General features: G+C 48.9%; 14 protein-coding genes. 6 read left to right on the top strand and 8 right to left on the bottom strand.

Going from position 1 to position 17,030, the window contains the following annotated elements; all coding sequences use genetic code 11:
- Positions 1-29: 29 nt before the first annotated feature.
- Both fabB and fabA read right to left on the bottom strand, forming a co-directional pair.
- Positions 30-1,247: a beta-ketoacyl-ACP synthase I gene (fabB, locus tag BLS62_RS19245; protein WP_093184087.1), complete on the bottom strand. Its 1,218-nt coding sequence runs from the start codon at positions 1,245-1,247 to the stop codon at positions 30-32.
- Positions 1,248-1,341: 94 nt separating this feature from the next.
- The gene (gene fabA / locus BLS62_RS19240) at positions 1,342-1,857 is read right to left on the bottom strand and encodes a 3-hydroxyacyl-[acyl-carrier-protein] dehydratase FabA (protein ID WP_093184084.1); all 516 of its coding nucleotides are present in this window, start codon (positions 1,855-1,857) and stop codon (positions 1,342-1,344) included.
- Positions 1,858-2,233: 376 nt separating this feature from the next.
- Here fabA and irrA point away from each other — a divergent pair, with 376 nt between their 5' ends.
- Positions 2,234-2,665, top strand: a complete 432-nt coding sequence (gene irrA, locus BLS62_RS19235) for an iron response transcriptional regulator IrrA (protein WP_093184082.1) — start codon at positions 2,234-2,236, stop codon at positions 2,663-2,665.
- A 20-nt stretch (positions 2,666-2,685) separates the two neighbouring features.
- On the opposite strand, the gene nth is transcribed toward irrA, so the two are convergent.
- Entirely contained in the window at positions 2,686-3,405 is a 720-nt protein-coding gene (gene nth / locus BLS62_RS19230) for an endonuclease III (RefSeq protein WP_093184079.1), read from the bottom strand.
- A 100-nt stretch (positions 3,406-3,505) separates the two neighbouring features.
- Between nth and BLS62_RS19225 the strand changes: the two genes are divergently transcribed.
- The gene (locus tag BLS62_RS19225) at positions 3,506-4,015 is read left to right on the top strand and encodes a DUF2244 domain-containing protein (RefSeq protein ID WP_093184076.1); all 510 of its coding nucleotides are present in this window, start codon (positions 3,506-3,508) and stop codon (positions 4,013-4,015) included.
- Between the two features lie 117 nt (positions 4,016-4,132).
- Positions 4,133-5,056 (top strand): methylated-DNA--[protein]-cysteine S-methyltransferase, encoded by a 924-nt coding sequence (locus BLS62_RS19220; RefSeq protein WP_093184073.1) that lies wholly within the window; start codon positions 4,133-4,135, stop codon positions 5,054-5,056.
- 80 nt (positions 5,057-5,136) lie between these two features.
- On the opposite strand, the gene trpB is transcribed toward BLS62_RS19220, so the two are convergent.
- Both trpB and BLS62_RS19210 read right to left on the bottom strand, forming a co-directional pair.
- Complete coding sequence (gene trpB, locus BLS62_RS19215) at positions 5,137-6,351, bottom strand: tryptophan synthase subunit beta (protein WP_093184071.1); 1,215 nt, start codon at positions 6,349-6,351, stop codon at positions 5,137-5,139.
- Positions 6,352-6,366: 15 nt separating this feature from the next.
- Complete coding sequence (locus BLS62_RS19210; protein ID WP_208990966.1) at positions 6,367-7,020, bottom strand: phosphoribosylanthranilate isomerase; 654 nt, start codon at positions 7,018-7,020, stop codon at positions 6,367-6,369.
- A gap of 105 nt (positions 7,021-7,125) precedes the next feature.
- On the opposite strand from BLS62_RS19210, the gene BLS62_RS31770 reads away from it, so the two are divergent.
- Positions 7,126-7,473 (top strand): SH3 domain-containing protein, encoded by a 348-nt coding sequence (locus tag BLS62_RS31770; RefSeq protein ID WP_208990965.1) that lies wholly within the window; start codon positions 7,126-7,128, stop codon positions 7,471-7,473.
- A gap of 34 nt (positions 7,474-7,507) precedes the next feature.
- Here BLS62_RS31770 and BLS62_RS19200 read toward each other — a convergent pair whose 3' ends face one another.
- Both BLS62_RS19200 and BLS62_RS19195 read right to left on the bottom strand, forming a co-directional pair.
- Positions 7,508-10,177, bottom strand: coding sequence for a coiled-coil domain-containing protein (locus BLS62_RS19200; RefSeq protein ID WP_093184066.1), 2,670 nt, complete (start codon positions 10,175-10,177; stop codon positions 7,508-7,510).
- A gap of 236 nt (positions 10,178-10,413) precedes the next feature.
- Positions 10,414-12,696 carry an NADP-dependent malic enzyme gene (locus tag BLS62_RS19195; RefSeq protein ID WP_093184064.1) on the bottom strand — a complete coding sequence of 761 codons (2,283 nt, stop codon included), beginning with the start codon at positions 12,694-12,696 and terminating at the stop codon, positions 10,414-10,416.
- Between the two features lie 139 nt (positions 12,697-12,835).
- On the opposite strand from BLS62_RS19195, the gene mutS reads away from it, so the two are divergent.
- On the top strand, positions 12,836-15,568 hold the full coding sequence (gene mutS, locus BLS62_RS19190) for a DNA mismatch repair protein MutS (protein WP_093184061.1): 2,733 nt from the start codon (positions 12,836-12,838) through the stop codon (positions 15,566-15,568).
- A 6-nt stretch (positions 15,569-15,574) separates the two neighbouring features.
- Here mutS and BLS62_RS19185 read toward each other — a convergent pair whose 3' ends face one another.
- The gene (locus BLS62_RS19185) at positions 15,575-16,360 is read right to left on the bottom strand and encodes a DODA-type extradiol aromatic ring-opening family dioxygenase (RefSeq protein WP_093189236.1); all 786 of its coding nucleotides are present in this window, start codon (positions 16,358-16,360) and stop codon (positions 15,575-15,577) included.
- A 212-nt stretch (positions 16,361-16,572) separates the two neighbouring features.
- Here BLS62_RS19185 and dut point away from each other — a divergent pair, with 212 nt between their 5' ends.
- Positions 16,573-17,019, top strand: a complete 447-nt coding sequence (gene dut, locus BLS62_RS19180; protein WP_200798543.1) for a dUTP diphosphatase — start codon at positions 16,573-16,575, stop codon at positions 17,017-17,019.
- The last annotated feature ends 11 nt before the right edge of the window (positions 17,020-17,030 follow it).

Raw genomic sequence — 17,030 nt, 5'->3', positions numbered from 1 at the left:
GGAGCTGGGCGATCCCAGCTCCCCAAAATTTAGTCGTTGTATCGCTTAAACACGACGGTCGCATTGGTGCCGCCAAATCCGAAGCCATTTGAAAGAATGCAGTTTAGATCTGCATTATCTACGCGCTTGCGGACGATTGGCATATCCTCAAAATCAGGATCTAGTTCTTCAATGTGAGCAGAAGCAGCAATAAAGTTACCCTGCATCATGAGCAAAGAGTAGATTGCTTCATGCACACCTGCAGCACCCAACGAGTGCCCAGAAAGCGCTTTAGTTGCAGAAATTGGCGGAACCTTGTCACCGAACACGGCGCGGATCGCTTCAATCTCTTTAGTGTCACCAACTGGTGTCGAAGTTGCATGCGGATTGATATAATCAACCTCACAATCAACGTCTTTAAGCGCGAGTTTCATGCAACGTGCAGCGCCTTCACCACTTGGTGCCACCATATCGTGGCCATCAGAGGTTTGGCCGTAACCGACGATTTCGCCATAAATTTTAGCGCCGCGTGCTTTTGCATGCTCAAGCTCTTCAAGAACCAGAACACCGCCCCCGCCAGCAATAACAAAGCCGTCACGGTTCTTGTCGTATGGACGAGAAGCCGTAGAAGGTGTGTCGTTATATTTGGAGGACATTGCGCCCATTGCGTCGAACAGGTTGGAGAGTGTCCAATTAAGTTCTTCGCCTCCGCCTGCAAAAATCACGTCCTGCTTACCCCATTGGATCAGTTCATACGCATTACCAATACAGATATTGGTTGTCGCACAAGCTGCGGAAATGGAGTAGTTGACGCCGTGAATTTTAAACGGAGTGGCCAAAGTCGCGGAGTTCGTAGAGCTCATTGCCTTAGGAACAGCGGTCGGCCCGATGCGCCTTGGACCTTTTTCACGGGTGATATCGGCCGCTTCAACGATCGCTTTGGTCGATGGGCCGCCAGAACCCATAATCAGGCCAGTGCGTTCGTTAGTAATCTGATCCTCGGAAAGGCCGGAATCTTCTATAGCCTGTTCCATGGCAATGAAGTTCCATGCAGCACCTTCGCCCATAAAGCGGGAAGCGCGACGGCCAAGCTTTTCCAATGGATCCAAAGTAGGTGCACCGTGAACCTGACAACGGAAGCCAAGCTTCTCGTAGTCTTCAGCTGCAACAATACCGGATTTACCCTCGTAAAGGCTTGTTTTCACTTCTTCAGCGTTATTGCCGAGGGGAGAAACAATGCCCATACCAGTAACAACCACACGCCTCATCTAAGGTCTCCCGTGGGTAAAGTGGTCCATAAGGACCTAATTCCAAAAAAGGGTCCGTCACCTTACATGACAAACCCCCGCACATTGTGATTACTTATTTCGCTTCGTCTTGAAACAGGCCAACACGAAGATTTTTAGCGACGAAAATAGTTTTGCCGTCAGCTTTAACCCAACCGTCAGCAATTGCGAGCTTGAGGCGAGAGCGCATAACGCGCTTCATATCAACGCCAAACTCAAGCATTTTTACGTCAGGAGTAACCTGGCCAGTGAATTTTACTTCGCCAGTGGAAAGTGCGCGACCGCGACCTGGTTCACCAAGCCAACCAAGGTAGAAGCCGGTCATCTGCCAAAGAGCGTCGAGGCCAAGACAACCAGGCATCACAGGATCGCCCTGGAAATGGCATTCAAAGAACCATAGATCTGGGTTAATATCGAATTCAGAGCGAATAAGACCCTTGCCGTATTCCCCACCTTCTTCAGAGATTTCGGTAATTCGATCGAACATCAGCATTGGCGGCAGTGGAAGCTGGGCGTTACCCTGTCCAAACAGTTCTCCACGGCCACAAGTCAGCAAATCTTCTTTGTCGTAGCTCGAACGCTTATTTTGCATTCTATTCCCGCATAATTTGGTCGTTAGTATTAGGCCAGAAAACGCAGGGTTCCACTTACCTAAACGTAACGATGGTTCTAAATATTAACTGTTCTGGCTTTCCTAGCACACGTACCCGAAGTTCGAAAGAGCGATGTATGTGAGTTTGCGTGTGCTCAATGTACGCAGTTGCGTTAATCTTATACTATTCTTCTTATTATTGTTGTAAGCAGCCGTATAGTTGCAGCCTTAATTTGGTTAGAGGTACACAGGGTTGATGTACTCTTATATTGATAGCCTCGGGTTGCGGGTCAATAGGTAGCTTTTGATGTAATGCTGGTGGAATTGTTGTGTTGATGGTATTACATCAGCACCGAGAGATCTGAAGTAGGAAAAAATGAACTCGCAGATGGTTATCGATCACCAAGATGTAACAGGGATGTTGAGAGACGCAGGTCTGCGCCCTACACGTCAGCGCGTAGCACTGGCAGAGCTCCTTTATTCCCAAGGAAACCGCCATATTTCAGCGGAAGTTCTTCACGAAGAAGCTATTCTTGCGAGCGTGCCTGTTTCTCTGGCGACGGTTTACAATACGCTTCACCAATTTACAGAAGCTGGCTTGCTGCGTGAAGTTGCTGTTGAAGGAACAAAAACCTATTTCGACACAAACACAACAGAGCACCATCACTTCTTCTTGGAAGAAGAAAATCGCGTCGTGGATATTCCTGACAGTGGCCTGAGACTGGACAACCTGCCAGTACCACCAGAAGGTATGGAAATTTCTCGCGTTGAAGTGGTTGTTCGCCTTCGTAAGACGCGGTTGCATTAAGGGGCGCTGACTAAGCGCTTCTACACATCCGCTTTCAGAATTTTCTCTTTGCTTTTGCACAGGTCGTAAAGGATGCAACGATCGCAAACTGGTTTGCGCGCTTTGCAGATATAACGTCCGTGCAGGATGAGCCAGTGATGCGAATGCCTCATGAACTCTGGTGGAATGATCTTCTCAAGCTTCAGCTCTACATCCAATGGTGTTTTTCCGGGGGCTAGTCCGAGTCTGTTTGCGATCCGGAATAAATGCGTATCAACAGCAATGGTCGGCTGCCCAAACGCTATATTCAAAACAACATTTGCCGTTTTTCGCCCAACGCCTGGTAGTGTCTCTAATTCCTCACGTGTTTGAGGAACCTGCCCCGCGTGGTTCTCGATGAGCAATTTGGAAAGCAGGAACGTATTCTTGGCTTTGTTTTTGTAAAGCCCGATCGTGCGAATTTCTTCCCGAATTTTATCCTCGCCAAGTGCAACCATTTTTTCTGGTGTATCTGCAACTTTGAAAAGATACTTCGTCGCCTTGTTCACGCCCGCATCAGTCGCTTGAGCAGACAAAACGACAGCCACCAACAGTGTAAATACATTGCTATGGTTGAGCTCACCTTCCGGTTCTGGATTGTCTTTTTCGAATGTCGAAAAGATCTCATAAATCTCGGCTTTCGAATACCTTGACCGGGAAACTGGCTTTTTGCGTGCAGTGAAAGAAGATGCAACCTTCTTTGTTTTGGTAGCGTCAACCATAGGACTCTCGATGGAAATAAGGGACTTTGCGTAGGCTCTGAAAGCTCTATACTCTTAAGCAGCAAAGAGTAGCAATGAAACAGAGTGCGAAATAGCACCTATGCCCCATGATCTACAAAAGCGGGAGTCTTATCCCCCTTTCTTTCAGGTAGTCCTCACCCCTCATCGTTCGTTGTCTCGAAGAGGCGTGAATATTGTTCTTTGGTGCGCGAGTTTGATCGCCGGCTTTTATTCACTTATTTTGGTCCTTATGGGACTTTGGCCGGCTCCGATCCTACTTTCCCTTCCAATTTTGTTCCTCTGGCTTGCGTTTCGTCATAATTTTGCAACCGCAGAAACCTATGAGGAAATTAGCGTTTCGCCTGTGGAAGTGCGTCTTAAACACGTGACATATAAAGGGGCTGTCCAAGAACATGTCCTCAACCCGTTTCACATGAAACTCCTTATTGAGAAGGACGAGGACATCGGTGTAACGCGCATTTTAGTGCGGTCAGAGAGAACTTTCCTCATTGTGGGGGCTTTCCTAAATCCGGATGATAGAACAAGTTTTGCCATGGCTTTCTCTCAAGCAATTTATTCAGCACGAAACCGTGGGTTTGATCAGGCCTAGCATTTTTGGGCGTTACTGCGGAAAGTCTAGACGCTCGCGTTTCGGGTGGCCCTTGCTGGTGAAATCCATTAGATTTCTGATAAATCAACGAGCACATTTGAAGAGCTTTGAGAAATCATGATAAGTCCCGCAAACTTGGCAGCTAAGCTCAAAACCGGAGTCTTTTTGGAAGATAGCTCTGCTTTAGAGGACTATCGTGTCGTTCAGACAACGCTTCAGGGTATCTCTGAAAATTGGAGAGAGCAGCCATCTTTAGAGGTATTGGCCCATAGCGTTGGCCTTCAGCCAATTCAGTTGCAGCGCGTGTTTTCAAGATGGGCTGGGATAACGCCAAAGCAGTTTCTTCAGGCGATTACTATTGATCACGCACGTGCGCTCCTTCAGGAATCTGCAAGTATACTGGAAGCGTCTTTTGAAGTTGGCCTCTCTGGTCCGGCCCGCCTTCATGACCTATTCGTGACGCATGAAGCTATGACACCAGGTGATTATAAAAACCGAGGTGCAGGCGTAAAAATCAGCTGGGGCTTTCATCCCTGCCCGTTTGGTCTGGTTCTTTTGATGGTGACAGATCGCGGATTGGCAGGGCTGGCTTTTGCTGACCCAGGTGAAGAAGCGAAAGCACTTGCGGATATGTCAGTGCGTTGGCCTGCTGCGGAGTTTGACGAAAACCAAGTCGCCACAGCTCCTTACACCGTACGTATTTTTGAGCCGCAAACATGGCATGAGGATCAACCCCTTCGTGTGGTTTTCATTGGGACAGATTTCGAGATCCGCGTTTGGCAAACGCTGCTTAAAATCCCTATGGGAAAAGCGACTACTTATTCTGCTATTGCCAATAATCTCGGTAATCCGAAAGCATCCAGAGCGGTGGGAACCGCCGTTGGCAAAAACCCGCTTTCCTTCGTCGTTCCCTGCCACCGTGTATTGGGAGCGAAAGGGAATATGTGCGGTTACCACTGGGGCATTACGCGAAAGCGCGCCATTCTCGGCTGGGAGGCTGGTGTCTCTGGCGTTTTAGATGGATTGACTGCTACAGGCTAATTGTTTCTCTATTGATTCAATCGACGTAATCAAAAAAGGCGAGCAATATGCTCGCCTTTTTACTGAATTCAATGAGGGAATTAGAGGTCGAACCCAAGGATCTTGCCTACGGTGAACACGTCCTTATCACCACGACCACAAAGGTTCATAACGATAATCTGGTCCTTGTCCATCTTCGGGGCCATTTTAATGACCTGTGCGAGCGCATGACTTGGTTCCAGAGCCGGAATAATACCTTCAACGCGAGTTAGCATCTGGAACGCATCCAACGCTTCTATATCTGTTGCTGGCACGTAGTTGACACGGCCAGTATCCTTAAGCCAGGAGTGTTCTGGGCCAATGCCTGGGTAATCCAGACCAGCGGATATAGAGTGCCCTTCAAGGATCTGTCCGTCATCATCCTGAAGCAGGTATGTGCGGTTTCCATGTAGAACGCCTGGCTTACCAGCGTTGAGGGATGCACAATGTTCATCACCTTCAAGGCCTTTACCACCTGCTTCCACGCCGTAGATCTCTACAGACGGATCATCAAGGAACGGGTGGAACAAGCCAATTGCGTTGGAGCCACCACCAACTGCAGCAACGAGAACATCTGGCAATCTGCCTTCTGCTTCCATCAATTGCTTTTTGGTTTCTTCACCAATGACTGATTGGAAATCACGGACCATTTCCGGGTACGGATGCGGACCAGCCGCTGTACCGATCAGATAGTAAGTGTCGTCAACATTTGTCACCCAGTCACGCAGAGCTTCGTTCATCGCGTCCTTGAGTGTACCTGCACCAGCCGTTACAGGAACAATCTCAGCGCCAAGAAGCTTCATGCGGAATACGTTTGGCTTCTGTCGCTCAATATCGGTCGCACCCATATACACGACGCAAGGAAAACCAAAGCGTGCGCAAACGGTTGCAGTCGCAACACCATGCTGCCCTGCACCCGTTTCAGCGATGATACGGGTTTTGCCCATGCGTTTTGCAAGCAGGATCTGACCAATACAGTTGTTGATCTTGTGCGACCCTGTGTGGTTCAGCTCATCACGCTTAAAGTAAACTTTTGCGCCGCCCAGCTCTTCAGTTAGACGTTCAGCAAAATACAGTGCAGATGGACGGCCAATGTAATGGGTGTTGAGATTTTGGATCTCCGCAGCATAAGCTGGGTCAGCCTTTGCATCGCTATAAGCTTTTTCGAGATCAAGGATTAGAGGCATAAGCGTCTCAGCAACGAAACGGCCTCCAAAATCACCGAAATGGCCGCGATCATCCGGACCGGAGCGCAATGTGTTGGCTTGCTGGTTCATAAACTCTTCCCAAATTCACTCGGCAACGCTGCGCGCTTCACGCACAAAAGCCTTAATCAACTCGATATCTTTAACGCCCTTCTCCCGTTCTACGCCAGATGAAACATCAACAGCGTGAACACCAGAGATAGCCAAAGCTTCGCGAACGTTTTCCGGGCCTAAGCCGCCAGAAAGCATGATCGGCTTTCCAAGTTCTAGGCCTTGTAGCAGTTTCCAATCAAAGCTGACACCATTTCCTCCTGGAATATCGGAATTTTTTGGTGGCTTTGCATCAAAGAGCAGCCTGTCAACAAACGGAATATAGGCCTGTACCGCTTCAAGGTCTTCCGCGCAGGAAATACCAAAAGCTTTCATGACTGGAATACCAAAAATCTCTCGAATTTCAGCACACCGTTCTGGGCTTTCACTTCCATGCAACTGAAAAACATCAGGCGCAATAACCTCTGAGATCTCTCGAAGGCCTGCGTCATCCATATTTACTGTGAGGGCTACAATTTTCGTTTTGCCTCTCACGTGATCTGCCAGTTCCTTAGCCTGTTTCACAGAAACATGGCGGGGACTTTTAGGAAAAAACACAAAACCAATCATATCGGCATGAGCATTAGTAACCGCGTCAGCTGTTTCTTCAGTAGAGATACCGCAGATTTTTATCATAGCGGAAGAGACCATATTTGCACCGTGTTCAAGCAATATCAGTAGGATTGTTAGACCAAAATAATCGGGGTTTGTCACCCTATGTAGGTCATTCAAAGAGCCTGATAAAGGACGAGACCAATGAGAAATTCTGATACCCGCCGCAAAGGACTGATTGCGTTGACTATTTGTGGGTCATTGCTAGTTTTTTCAAATCAGTCAGCAGCACAAACCCCTTACCAACATCAACCGCAGATTCCTATTGGGTTCAACCAAGCCTGTGCTGGTGTTTATGCAGTGAAACCGTTGAAGTCTGGAATTCTTAATCTCCGCACCGGACCCGGAACAAATTACAACGTGGTTGGTAGACTGATACCAAACCAAGCAATAAATATTGTCGATTGCAAAGGAAATTGGTTAGGTATCCGTGATCCGCAAACATCCGAGCAAATCGGCTGGGTTCACAAGGGATATATGCGGCGCGTTTAACCAACGCGCTTGCTATTTTCCCTAGAGCAAAAGCCTACCTCTGGCCAGAAGCGCCTTTATCTTTTTTGTAAGTCACTTCCTCAGAAAAGTGAAGGATCGCGAGTGCTTCCTTGTTATTGATAGCCTGTTTTTTGATGTATTCATCAAGGTTGATCCGGGTTGCACCATCTGCCAGACTATCAACCTCAAACCATTCATCCTCTGCATTTTTTCTGAGGGCGATAAAGTGGCCACCAGCGCCTATAACCAATCGGTCGGCACCATTTTTCTCTGTAATTTCTTTGACTTTATCAACGTTTGCTTGAACGTCCGCTGACGTTTTAGGTTTCTCGAGCCAAGTATCTTTTAGTTCTGGTAACCCAAGCTCTTTCTGTTTTGCATTGACGATTGCAAGCCCCATTGTAGGTTCTGAACCTTGGGTTCTAATTACTTCGGCTGGGGTCGTACCGAAAAGCGTCTCATATTGGGCCTTAGCGGCATTGCGATAGAACTTCTCTGGATCCTTTGCGATCTGCTTCCGCATTTCTGGAAGTGTCAGGTTTGGATAATACCCTTTCAGTTCGCTGAAGGTCTGGGGTTCAGTTTGGGTTTTGAAGCCATCAATATTGACCTGCAGTAGTCCTTCTTCCATATCTTCCACGGAGATTGCCCCAAAACCAAGACAAGCGTTCATCGCATGTTTAAGGCAGAACTGACCGTCTTGCTTTTCGCAATAAAACTCGGGATTAGGACCACTTGGCTTTTCGCGCGCATTTACATTGTTCCGGATGCCTCTAGCGCCGTTTTTGTATTTAATCTTTTTCTGTTTGGGCTCCTTGGCCTTTGCATCAGCAGCTGCAAGTACGGCATCAATGATTGCCTTTGCTTTTTGCGAGGCTTCTTGAAGCGCAGGAAGTAACTGCTCTGATTTTTCAATTCTGCCAGGTTGTCTTGAGGCGAGTGTCCGTCCAATTATTGGTACTAGCTCATTAATTTGCTTTATGAGAAGGTCAAATTCGTTCAATCTCTCAGGGTCAACAATCTTGGAGCGGTGCGCTTCTAGTTGCTTCTGTGTTTTTCTAGTGTCCTTCAGGATATTCCGATAGGCATTGGCTTTTTGACGAAGCTCTGCTTCCTTTTGCTCGTTGGCAATTTGGTTGGTAGCACCGCCATTCTCCTGCTGACGACTTCTCGGGTCTGTGGTTTGGGAGGCTCCTATGGAAAACTCCATGGAAGTGATTGCGGACGTGCAAGCCGCTAATTTCCCCCGCGCCTCTTGAAGCTTTCCACCTGAAATATAATTAAGGCCCTCTGTTATGTATGCCTGCGCTGCAGTCCCGTATTGTTGGAATTCATGCGCTAATTCAGGATCAGAAAGTACTCCGCGCTTCCCCAAAGTCGTATTGAGCGTCGATTGAGCAGCCTCTAACTCAGCGCGACAGGCATTTAGGTCTGATATATTCCTGTCAGTGGTAGTGCTTTGTTGTTGGTTGGTATCTGCATTTCCTGGGTTTGTCGCAGCAACTAATGCATTGACGACACAGTCTTCCAATACAGTAATTATGGTTTCCAATGCAGTGAGATTGCTTTTGACAGTCTCTTCGGCGGCTTGTCCGTCGCGTTCTATGATGTCGCTAGTCTCAGCTACTAAATTAATAGCTGTTGCATAGTTTTTCTCAAATTTCCTCTTGGCAGCTTTGTCTGGAATGGTATTGATCTGCTGGTAGTATGATTGCATCTCAGCTCTATTGGCTTTCAGCTTACGATTGTAACTTTCATCAAGCGGTGCCCATTCTTTTTCTCTGACAATGTTTACCGCGGCGTCTAGTTTTTCAACTATCGAGGAGAGCGAAGCAAGCACAGGTCGGGTGCCTTTTACATCCCCCCGCTTTAGTAGGTTCTCTACCTGTTTTATGTGATCCTTGGCCTGCTTGTGTTGTCCCGAAAACTCTTTCTGTTTTCCTTTGTTGGTTATCGCTTTACGCAATCCGTAAGCTTCTGACATTCTGCTTTTCGCTAGTTGGATAGCTGTTTTTACACTCTCATATTCTTCAGCGGTTTGCCGGCCAAGTGCGATAATGGTTTCGAGGCCTTGTAACGAAGATTCAGCCTGAAACAGTAGGTCATCAGCCGTTTGCGTCTCATTTTTACTTATGAGTTTGTCTGTTTCGCTCGTAACCCAGGCTGCCTGTTTGAAAAGTTGGTCAAAATTTTCTCTTTGTTCTTTAACGACAAAGATCTTTCGGTGAGCCTTACTGTCTTTTAGACGTGCGGTGTATTCAGCTGCTTTAATTTTTTGAGACGCGGTGTTTGGTTCATTTCGTGGGCCATTTTGAGAGTGAGAACCATTTTTGTCATTCATACCAGAATTTTGTGCCTGAAAGACGCGTCCCAGACCGTCAAGAAGAGCACTCACATCATCAAGTGAGTTATCGGCTTCGTCGATTTCTTTCTTTTTTAAGTGATCGTCTGCATGCGTGATAAAAACCGTCGCTCTATTATACAAACCATCAAAAGTCTCTCTTTGTTCTTTGGTTTTTAGGAGACTCGTTTGAGATTTGAATTTTTTCAGGTCTTTCTTGAAATTCGCATTCTTTTGTTTGCAATGTGCAATAACGTCGGCTGGTGTTGGGTCACCATCGTAACCTTCAAATTTCCAAGCCTGAACCTGGTAAACCTTCTGCGCCCACCTATGTTCTGAAACTTCAATCTTACTTTTAGACATAGATAAACTCCAAAACTCCGCCTTTCCAGACGCTATCAAACTGCTCATAACAGTACCCAAAATACGTATTAATCCCTCATGCATTTCCGGGATATAGTGAAGAGGTGTTTGATGCTGGGAGGTCATTTTGGAAAGATATGTAAATATTAAAGTTGTCTGTACCCTTTGCCTATTTGGATTTGAGCACAAAAAACGCCGCTGATGCGGCGCCTTTTTAAGTACTCTCTCGTGCCAAGCTAAGTGATGTTGTAAGCCGCAATAGCTGCCATGTTGAAGATCTCGCTGTCTTTCGCACCCATTGGCACAATCTGAACTGGCTTATCCATACCCACCAGCAATGGACCGATCAGTGTAGAGCCACCGAGTTCTTCCAGAAGCTTGGTTGCGATGGATGCAGAATGGAACGCAGGCATAACCAAAACATTAGCTGGTCCATTCAAGCGGCAGAATGGATAGGCAGCCATTTTGTCCATGTTGACCGCGATATCAGCACCCATTTCTCCATCGTATTCAAAATCAACACGGCGACGATCAAGGATTTTCACGGCTTCCTGAAGACGTTCTGTGCGTTCACCATGCGGATGACCAAAGGTGGAGTATGCAAGCATTGCGATGCGAGGCTCAGAGCCTAGGCGGCGAGCAACGTGGGCTGCTTCCTCTGCAATATCTGCTAGCTCTTCAGATGTTGGCATTTCATGAACAGCGGTGTCTGCGACAAGAACGGTTTTACCCGGCGTAATAACAATGGAAACACCAATGACCCGATGTCCCGGCTTGGTATCAATGCACCGGCTTACCGTTTCCAACGCAACGGAATAATTTCGTGTAGTGCCCGTTACAACACCATCCGCATCACCGCGTGCGACCATAATAGAGGCCCAATAGTTACGGTCATTGTTGACGAGACGCTGACAATCGCGCTGGAGGTACCCTTTGCGTTGTAAGCGGGAGTAAAGGTAATCTGCATAGTCCGCATTGCGTGTTGAGGTACGCGCGCTTTCCAGGCGAATCCCTGGGCGGCTTACATCAATGCCAGCAGATGTCGCATTGGCGCGGATCTCATCTTCACGGCCAACGAGAATAGCTTCACCAAGTCCCTGTGCAACGAAAGCAGAGGCCGCACGAATAACAGCAGGCTCTTCGCCTTCCGCAAACACAATCCGCTTTGGATTCTGGCGAACTTTGGAGATGATCCGCTGCAGTGTTCCGGCAATTGGGTCACGGCGACTTTGCAGCTGTGCACCATACGCATCCATGTCCACAATCGGACGGCGAGCAACTCCGCTATCCATTGCAGCTTGTGCAACGGCTTGCGGAATACGGGAAATCAGACGTGGATCAAACGGAACCGGAATGATGTATTCGGGTCCGAAACGAGGTCGGCTACCGCGATAAGCAGCTGCAACTTCATCAGGAACATCTTCACGCGCTAACTCTGCAAGCGCCTGTGCACACGCGATTTTCATCTCGTCGTTGATGGTTGTTGCGTGAACATCCAAAGCGCCGCGGAAAATGTATGGAAAACCAAGAACGTTGTTTACCTGATTTGGATAGTCAGAGCGGCCCGTTGCAACAATCGCATCTGGCCGAACTGCCTTCGCGTCTTCCGGGGTGATTTCAGGGTCAGGGTTCGCCATCGCAAAGATAATCGGGTTAGGTGCCATGGTCTTCACCATGTCAGGTGTGAGGGCCCCTTTAACCGAAACGCCTAGGAACACATCAGCACCGTCAAGCGCTTCTTCCAGTGTTCTTTTATCTGTTTTAATCGCGTGGCCACTCTTCCACTGGTTCATTCCAGCTTCACGGCCCTGATAAATCACACCTTTTGTGTCGCAAAGGATGACGTTTTCATGCTGAACACCCATTGCTTTAATCAGCTCGATACAAGCAATACCAGCTGCACCGGCACCGTTACAAACCACTTTCACATCAGCAAGGTCGCGGTCCGTCATGTGGGCTGCGTTCATCAAACCGGCGGCTGCGATAATAGCCGTGCCGTGCTGGTCGTCATGGAATACCGGAATATCCATGATTTCACGCAGGCGTTGTTCAATAATAAAACAATCAGGTGCCTTGATATCTTCAAGGTTGATGCCGCCGAATGAAGGGCCGAGGTGTTTTACGCTGTTGATGAATTCCTCAACGTCTGAGGTGTCCACTTCGAGGTCAATGGAATCCACATCAGCAAAGCGTTTGAAAAGAACGGCCTTCCCTTCCATCACAGGCTTGGAAGCAAGAGCGCCAAGGTTGCCGAGGCCCAAAATCGCGGTGCCATTCGAAATAACGGCAACCATGTTGCCTTTCGTGGTGTAATCGTAAGCCTTGCTTGGGTCTTCTGCAATTGCCAGCACTGGTACAGCAACGCCAGGGGAATAAGCCAAACTCAGGTCTCGCTGAGTGGCCATTGGTTTGGTTGGCGTAATTTCAAGCTTACCCGGCTTTCCCTCTTGGTGAAAGTTCAGCGCGTCTTGATCAGTGAAACTGACCTGAGAGCTTGCTGTTTTATCAGTGGTTGGCATGTGAAATTTTCCTCACCCTTATGTGCAGCGTTCTTTATAGTATCCTTGGCTGACATTATCCCCGTAATTTCTCGTTCTCAAGCTGTGAACTAAACGGACACGGGTGAAACACATAGAACCATTTGCTAGTGTCTGCGTCATGACTACTGCAGATATTGAAAAGCCTTCCCCAGCTAAAGGCCGCGTCACACCCATGATGGCGCAATTTATTGAAATCAAGACGGCCAATCCGGACAGCCTTCTGTTTTACAGGATGGGTGATTTCTACGAGCTGTTTTTTGAGGATGCCGAAATCGCGTCGCGGTCACTCGGTATTACACTTACCAAACGTGGCAAGCACGATGGGGAGGATATTCCCATGTGCGGCGTTCCCTTTCATGCAGCCGATGATTATCTTCAAAAACTGATTAGCCTCGGCCATCGCGTTTCTGTGTGCGAGCAACTGGAAAACCCCGCTGAAGCCAAAAAGCGCGGTGCAAAATCAGTGGTACGCCGTGATGTTGTGCGTCTGGTAACGCCGGGCACGATCACCGAAGAACGCCTTTTGGATGCGAATAAAAACAACTTCCTCGCCTCCTTAGCGCGCCTGAAAGGTGGCAGCACATCTGAAGGCAACACCTACGGTCTGGCATGGGTTGATATGTCGACCGGCATGTTCCGTGTTGCTGAAAGCGATGATGTTCGCCTCGCCGCGGATCTGGCGCGTATTGACCCATCAGAACTGGTACTGGCAGATGTGCTGCTGCAGGAGGCGGAATTGCGGGCGACAGTCGAAGGACTCGGCGCGGCATTGTCTCCAGTCCCACGCACATTCTTTGACGGCGCAACAGCTCAAGACCGCCTCTCCTCCTACTTCTCCGTCGGTACGTTGGACGGTTTTGCCAATTACACACGCGCTGAATTGATCGCAGCAAGTGGCATTCTGGCATATATCGATAAAACTCAGCTGGGTGAGCGCCCTCCTCTGGATCCTCCAGTAAAGGAGGCCGCTGCAGGCCAGTTACTGATTGATCCGGCAACGCGCGCCAACCTGGAATTGACACGTACCCTCTCCGGTGAGCGCCGTGGCAGTCTGCTGTCAGCCATTGATAAAACGGTGACTGGCGCGGGTTCCCGGTTACTCGCAAGCCGCCTTGCTGGTCCCCTTACGGATCCGGAACAAATTGGCCAAAGACAAGATACAATTGCGTTTTTTGCATCTGACACCCTGCAGCGTGAAGGTATTCGCAGCCTCTTGAAATCTGCACCAGACATGTCTCGCGCGTTGTCTCGCTTAGCTGTTGATCGTGGAGGCCCGCGTGATTTGCAGTCGATCGCATACGCGATGACGTCAGCCCGTGAAATCGCTGGTTTGCTGGCATCCGGTGGTGCGTATCCTCAGGAAGTCGTTTTTGCAGTCCAGCGATTGGAACAAGCTCCACATGCTCTGGGCGAAAAGCTGGCGCAGGCAATTGCAGACGAGGCCCCTCTTCTCAAGCGGGACGGCGGCTTTATTGCTGCGGGGTACCATGCGGATTTAGACGAATTTAAAGCCCTGCGAGATCAAAGCCGCAAGGTCATTGCTCAAATGCAGGCGGACCTTGCAGAAGAGCTTGGCATTCGCTCGTTGAAAATAAAACACAACAACGTGCTTGGCTGGTTTATGGAAGCCCCAACAGCACAATCTGACCCGATGAAGGATAACCCGGCAAGGTTCATTCACCGCCAGAGCATGGCCGGCGCAATGCGCTTTACCACTACAGATCTTGCGGATCTTGAAAGCAAAATCGCAAGTGCTGGTGAACGCGCGCTGGCTATTGAGCTGGAAATCTTCAATGAGTTGACCAAAGCCGTTGTGGAAGCGGGAGCACAAATCAAAGCAGCTGCTGAAGCGCTCGCTATTTTGGATGTCTCCACGTCTCTTGCGGTGCTGGCGGAAGCAGAAGGTTATAGTCGCCCGATAGTTGATGGGAGCCTTGCATTCACCATCGAAGGTGGTCGCCATCCGGTTGTTGAGCAAGCGCTGCGAAAGTCTGGCGAGCCGTTTGTAGCCAATAATGTAAACCTTGGACCGCTGGATACCTTTGAAAATGGGCAGATCTGGTTGATTACTGGTCCCAACATGGCCGGTAAATCCACTTTCTTGCGCCAAAATGCTTTGATTGCCGTACTTGCGCAAATGGGTAGTTTCGTTCCCGCAACGAACGCGCATATTGGCGTGATTGACCGCCTGTTCTCACGCGTGGGTGCCGCCGATGATCTTGCCAGAGGTCGCTCAACCTTCATGGTGGAGATGGTGGAAACGGCAGCTATTCTCAATCAGGCGACAGATCGCTCACTGGTTATTCTTGATGAGATTGGCCGAGGTACCGCAACGTTTGATGGTCTTTCCATCGCGTGGGCCGCTATCGAACATTTGCACGAAACAAATCGCTCCCGATCACTCTTTGCAACGCATTACCATGAGATTACGGCCCTCTCAGAGCGTCTGGAGCGCCTTAATAATGCAACCGTGCGTGTGAGAGAATGGAAGGGTGACGTTGTTTTCCTGCACGAAATTGTAGAAGGCGCAGCAGATCGCTCCTACGGTATTCAGGTTGCCAAACTCGCGGGATTGCCAAAGTCAGTTGTGAACCGTGCACGGAAGATCCTCGCTCAGCTGGAAGAGCAAGACACCAATAAGCCAACTAAAACATTACTGGATGACTTGCCGCTGTTTGCATCCTTCTCCCAGCCCCTGAATACAATTCCGGAGCCGGAACAAGAGCCTGAAGCCTCTGTATCGAATGAACTTTCCGAGCTCCTAGAAACATTCGACCCTGATGACATGACACCTCGTCAGGCACATGAAGCTCTGTACGCGTTGAAGCAAAAATTCCACGAGTTGAACTAAGAACGCTCAGGTTTCTAAGTGGTGAAACCTGAAGGCACTCATACTGATTGAGCGGTAACTAAAGCTCTCATGCAGTTTTTCGCCGTAGGCTTTCGAGCCTGCGGCCCCTAAAGCGACAAGAAGTGGCAAAAAATGCTCGTCTGTTGGCAGAGCCTTATTGTATTGCCTGTGATTGCCTGAGGACAACAATGCACAAAGCTCTCCTTTGGAAAGTTGATCTGAAATCCAATGATCGAATTCCAATGCCCAGTTAGGCACTTGTTCTCCTTCGATCCCAAGCTCCGAGAAGTTATGCGTCAACGCTCCGCTACCGATTATGAGAATTCCCTCGTTACTCAGCGACGATAACGCTCTGCCCAGGTGATAACTGTCTTCCCGGCCATAAGAATGCGGCAATGAGACCTGAACAATCGGGATTCCGCCCTCGGGATAGACAAGGCTGAGCGGTACCCATGCCCCGTGGTCCAGTCCCCATGTGTCATCCTCAATAATTGCCAGTCCGTAGCGTGTAACGGCATCCTGAACTTTATGGACCAACCAAGCTGGTGCTTCGGCGGGGTATTCAATTTCATGAAGTTCACGCGTAAAACCGCGAAAATCATGAATTGTCTTCAGGGGACCGGCGGCGTTGAGCGCTAATCGCTCAGTTTGCCAATGGGGTGAGACCACCACAATCGCTTGCGGGGAAGTCTCTGAACCGGGGAGGTTTTGTAAAAATTGGTAGGATGCCAGATGTTCGCTCACTGCGAGGTCCGGCGCGCCATGGGGTAGAAATAAAGGGGATTGTTTCATGTGAAACGCTTTTCGTTTCGTTATGTTGATGAAATTTTCGTCCAAGTGAACATAATCCATTCAGTAATGCTCGCCAATGGCATTAAAATTGATAGGACTGTTCACTAATAGTGCACCAATCAGTTCGTCAGTGCGTGTCTTCTTGAAATCCAGCACTGGAAGGAACGGAATTCTCCTGCTAGATAGGTGGTCGCATATCAATAGGCATTCAGATGACGAAAACGCTTAAAATTACGCGCCTTCCCCACGGCGAAGGTCTAGAGCTTCCAGCCTATCAATCCATTCAAGCAGCTGGTTTGGATTTAAGAGCTGCAAATACTGAGAGTATTGAATTGCAACCGGGAAAGCGCGCAATGGTGCCAACGGGCCTTTCCATCGCTCTTCCAGACGGGCACGAGGGGCAAGTTCGCCCCCGGTCAGGTTTGGCGGCCAAGCATGGTGTTACGGTACTCAATACGCCGGGTACTATTGATGCTGACTATCGCGGTGAAGTGAAAGTCATTCTCATCAACCTTGGCGAGGAAGCGTTCATAATTGAACGTGGTATGCGGATCGCTCAGATGGTAGTTGCTCCTGTTACACAGGTTCTCATCGAAGAAGTGCAGCAGTTAGAAACCACAGAGCGCGGATCTGGCGGGTTTGGCTCCTCAGGACTCTAAGAAATACAAGG

Origin of the sequence: Pseudovibrio sp. Tun.PSC04-5.I4 (assembly GCF_900104145.1) — a bacterium.
In the GTDB taxonomy this organism is placed as follows: Bacteria; Pseudomonadota; Alphaproteobacteria; order Rhizobiales; family Stappiaceae; genus Pseudovibrio.
Note: the sequence above shows the minus strand (reverse complement) of the source record. Positions and strands in the feature narration are given on the sequence as shown.

What these genes read in the sequence shown, in the direction of transcription:
- fabB (WP_093184087.1), bottom strand. Translation starts at nt 1,247, where the DNA reads ATGAGGCGTGTGGTTGTTACTGGTATGGGCATTGTTTCTCCCCTCGGC.
- fabA (WP_093184084.1), bottom strand. Translation starts at nt 1,857, where the DNA reads ATGCAAAATAAGCGTTCGAGCTACGACAAAGAAGATTTGCTGACTTGT.
- irrA (WP_093184082.1), top strand. Translation starts at nt 2,234, where the DNA reads ATGAACTCGCAGATGGTTATCGATCACCAAGATGTAACAGGGATGTTG.
- nth (WP_093184079.1), bottom strand. Translation starts at nt 3,405, where the DNA reads ATGGTTGACGCTACCAAAACAAAGAAGGTTGCATCTTCTTTCACTGCA.
- BLS62_RS19225 (WP_093184076.1), top strand. Translation starts at nt 3,506, where the DNA reads ATGCCCCATGATCTACAAAAGCGGGAGTCTTATCCCCCTTTCTTTCAG.
- BLS62_RS19220 (WP_093184073.1), top strand. Translation starts at nt 4,133, where the DNA reads ATGATAAGTCCCGCAAACTTGGCAGCTAAGCTCAAAACCGGAGTCTTT.
- trpB (WP_093184071.1), bottom strand. Translation starts at nt 6,351, where the DNA reads ATGAACCAGCAAGCCAACACATTGCGCTCCGGTCCGGATGATCGCGGC.
- BLS62_RS19210 (WP_208990966.1), bottom strand. Translation starts at nt 7,020, where the DNA reads ATGGTCTCTTCCGCTATGATAAAAATCTGCGGTATCTCTACTGAAGAA.
- BLS62_RS31770 (WP_208990965.1), top strand. Translation starts at nt 7,126, where the DNA reads ATGAGAAATTCTGATACCCGCCGCAAAGGACTGATTGCGTTGACTATT.
- BLS62_RS19200 (WP_093184066.1), bottom strand. Translation starts at nt 10,177, where the DNA reads ATGTCTAAAAGTAAGATTGAAGTTTCAGAACATAGGTGGGCGCAGAAG.
- BLS62_RS19195 (WP_093184064.1), bottom strand. Translation starts at nt 12,696, where the DNA reads ATGCCAACCACTGATAAAACAGCAAGCTCTCAGGTCAGTTTCACTGAT.
- mutS (WP_093184061.1), top strand. Translation starts at nt 12,836, where the DNA reads ATGACTACTGCAGATATTGAAAAGCCTTCCCCAGCTAAAGGCCGCGTC.
- BLS62_RS19185 (WP_093189236.1), bottom strand. Translation starts at nt 16,360, where the DNA reads ATGAAACAATCCCCTTTATTTCTACCCCATGGCGCGCCGGACCTCGCA.
- dut (WP_200798543.1), top strand. Translation starts at nt 16,573, where the DNA reads ATGACGAAAACGCTTAAAATTACGCGCCTTCCCCACGGCGAAGGTCTA.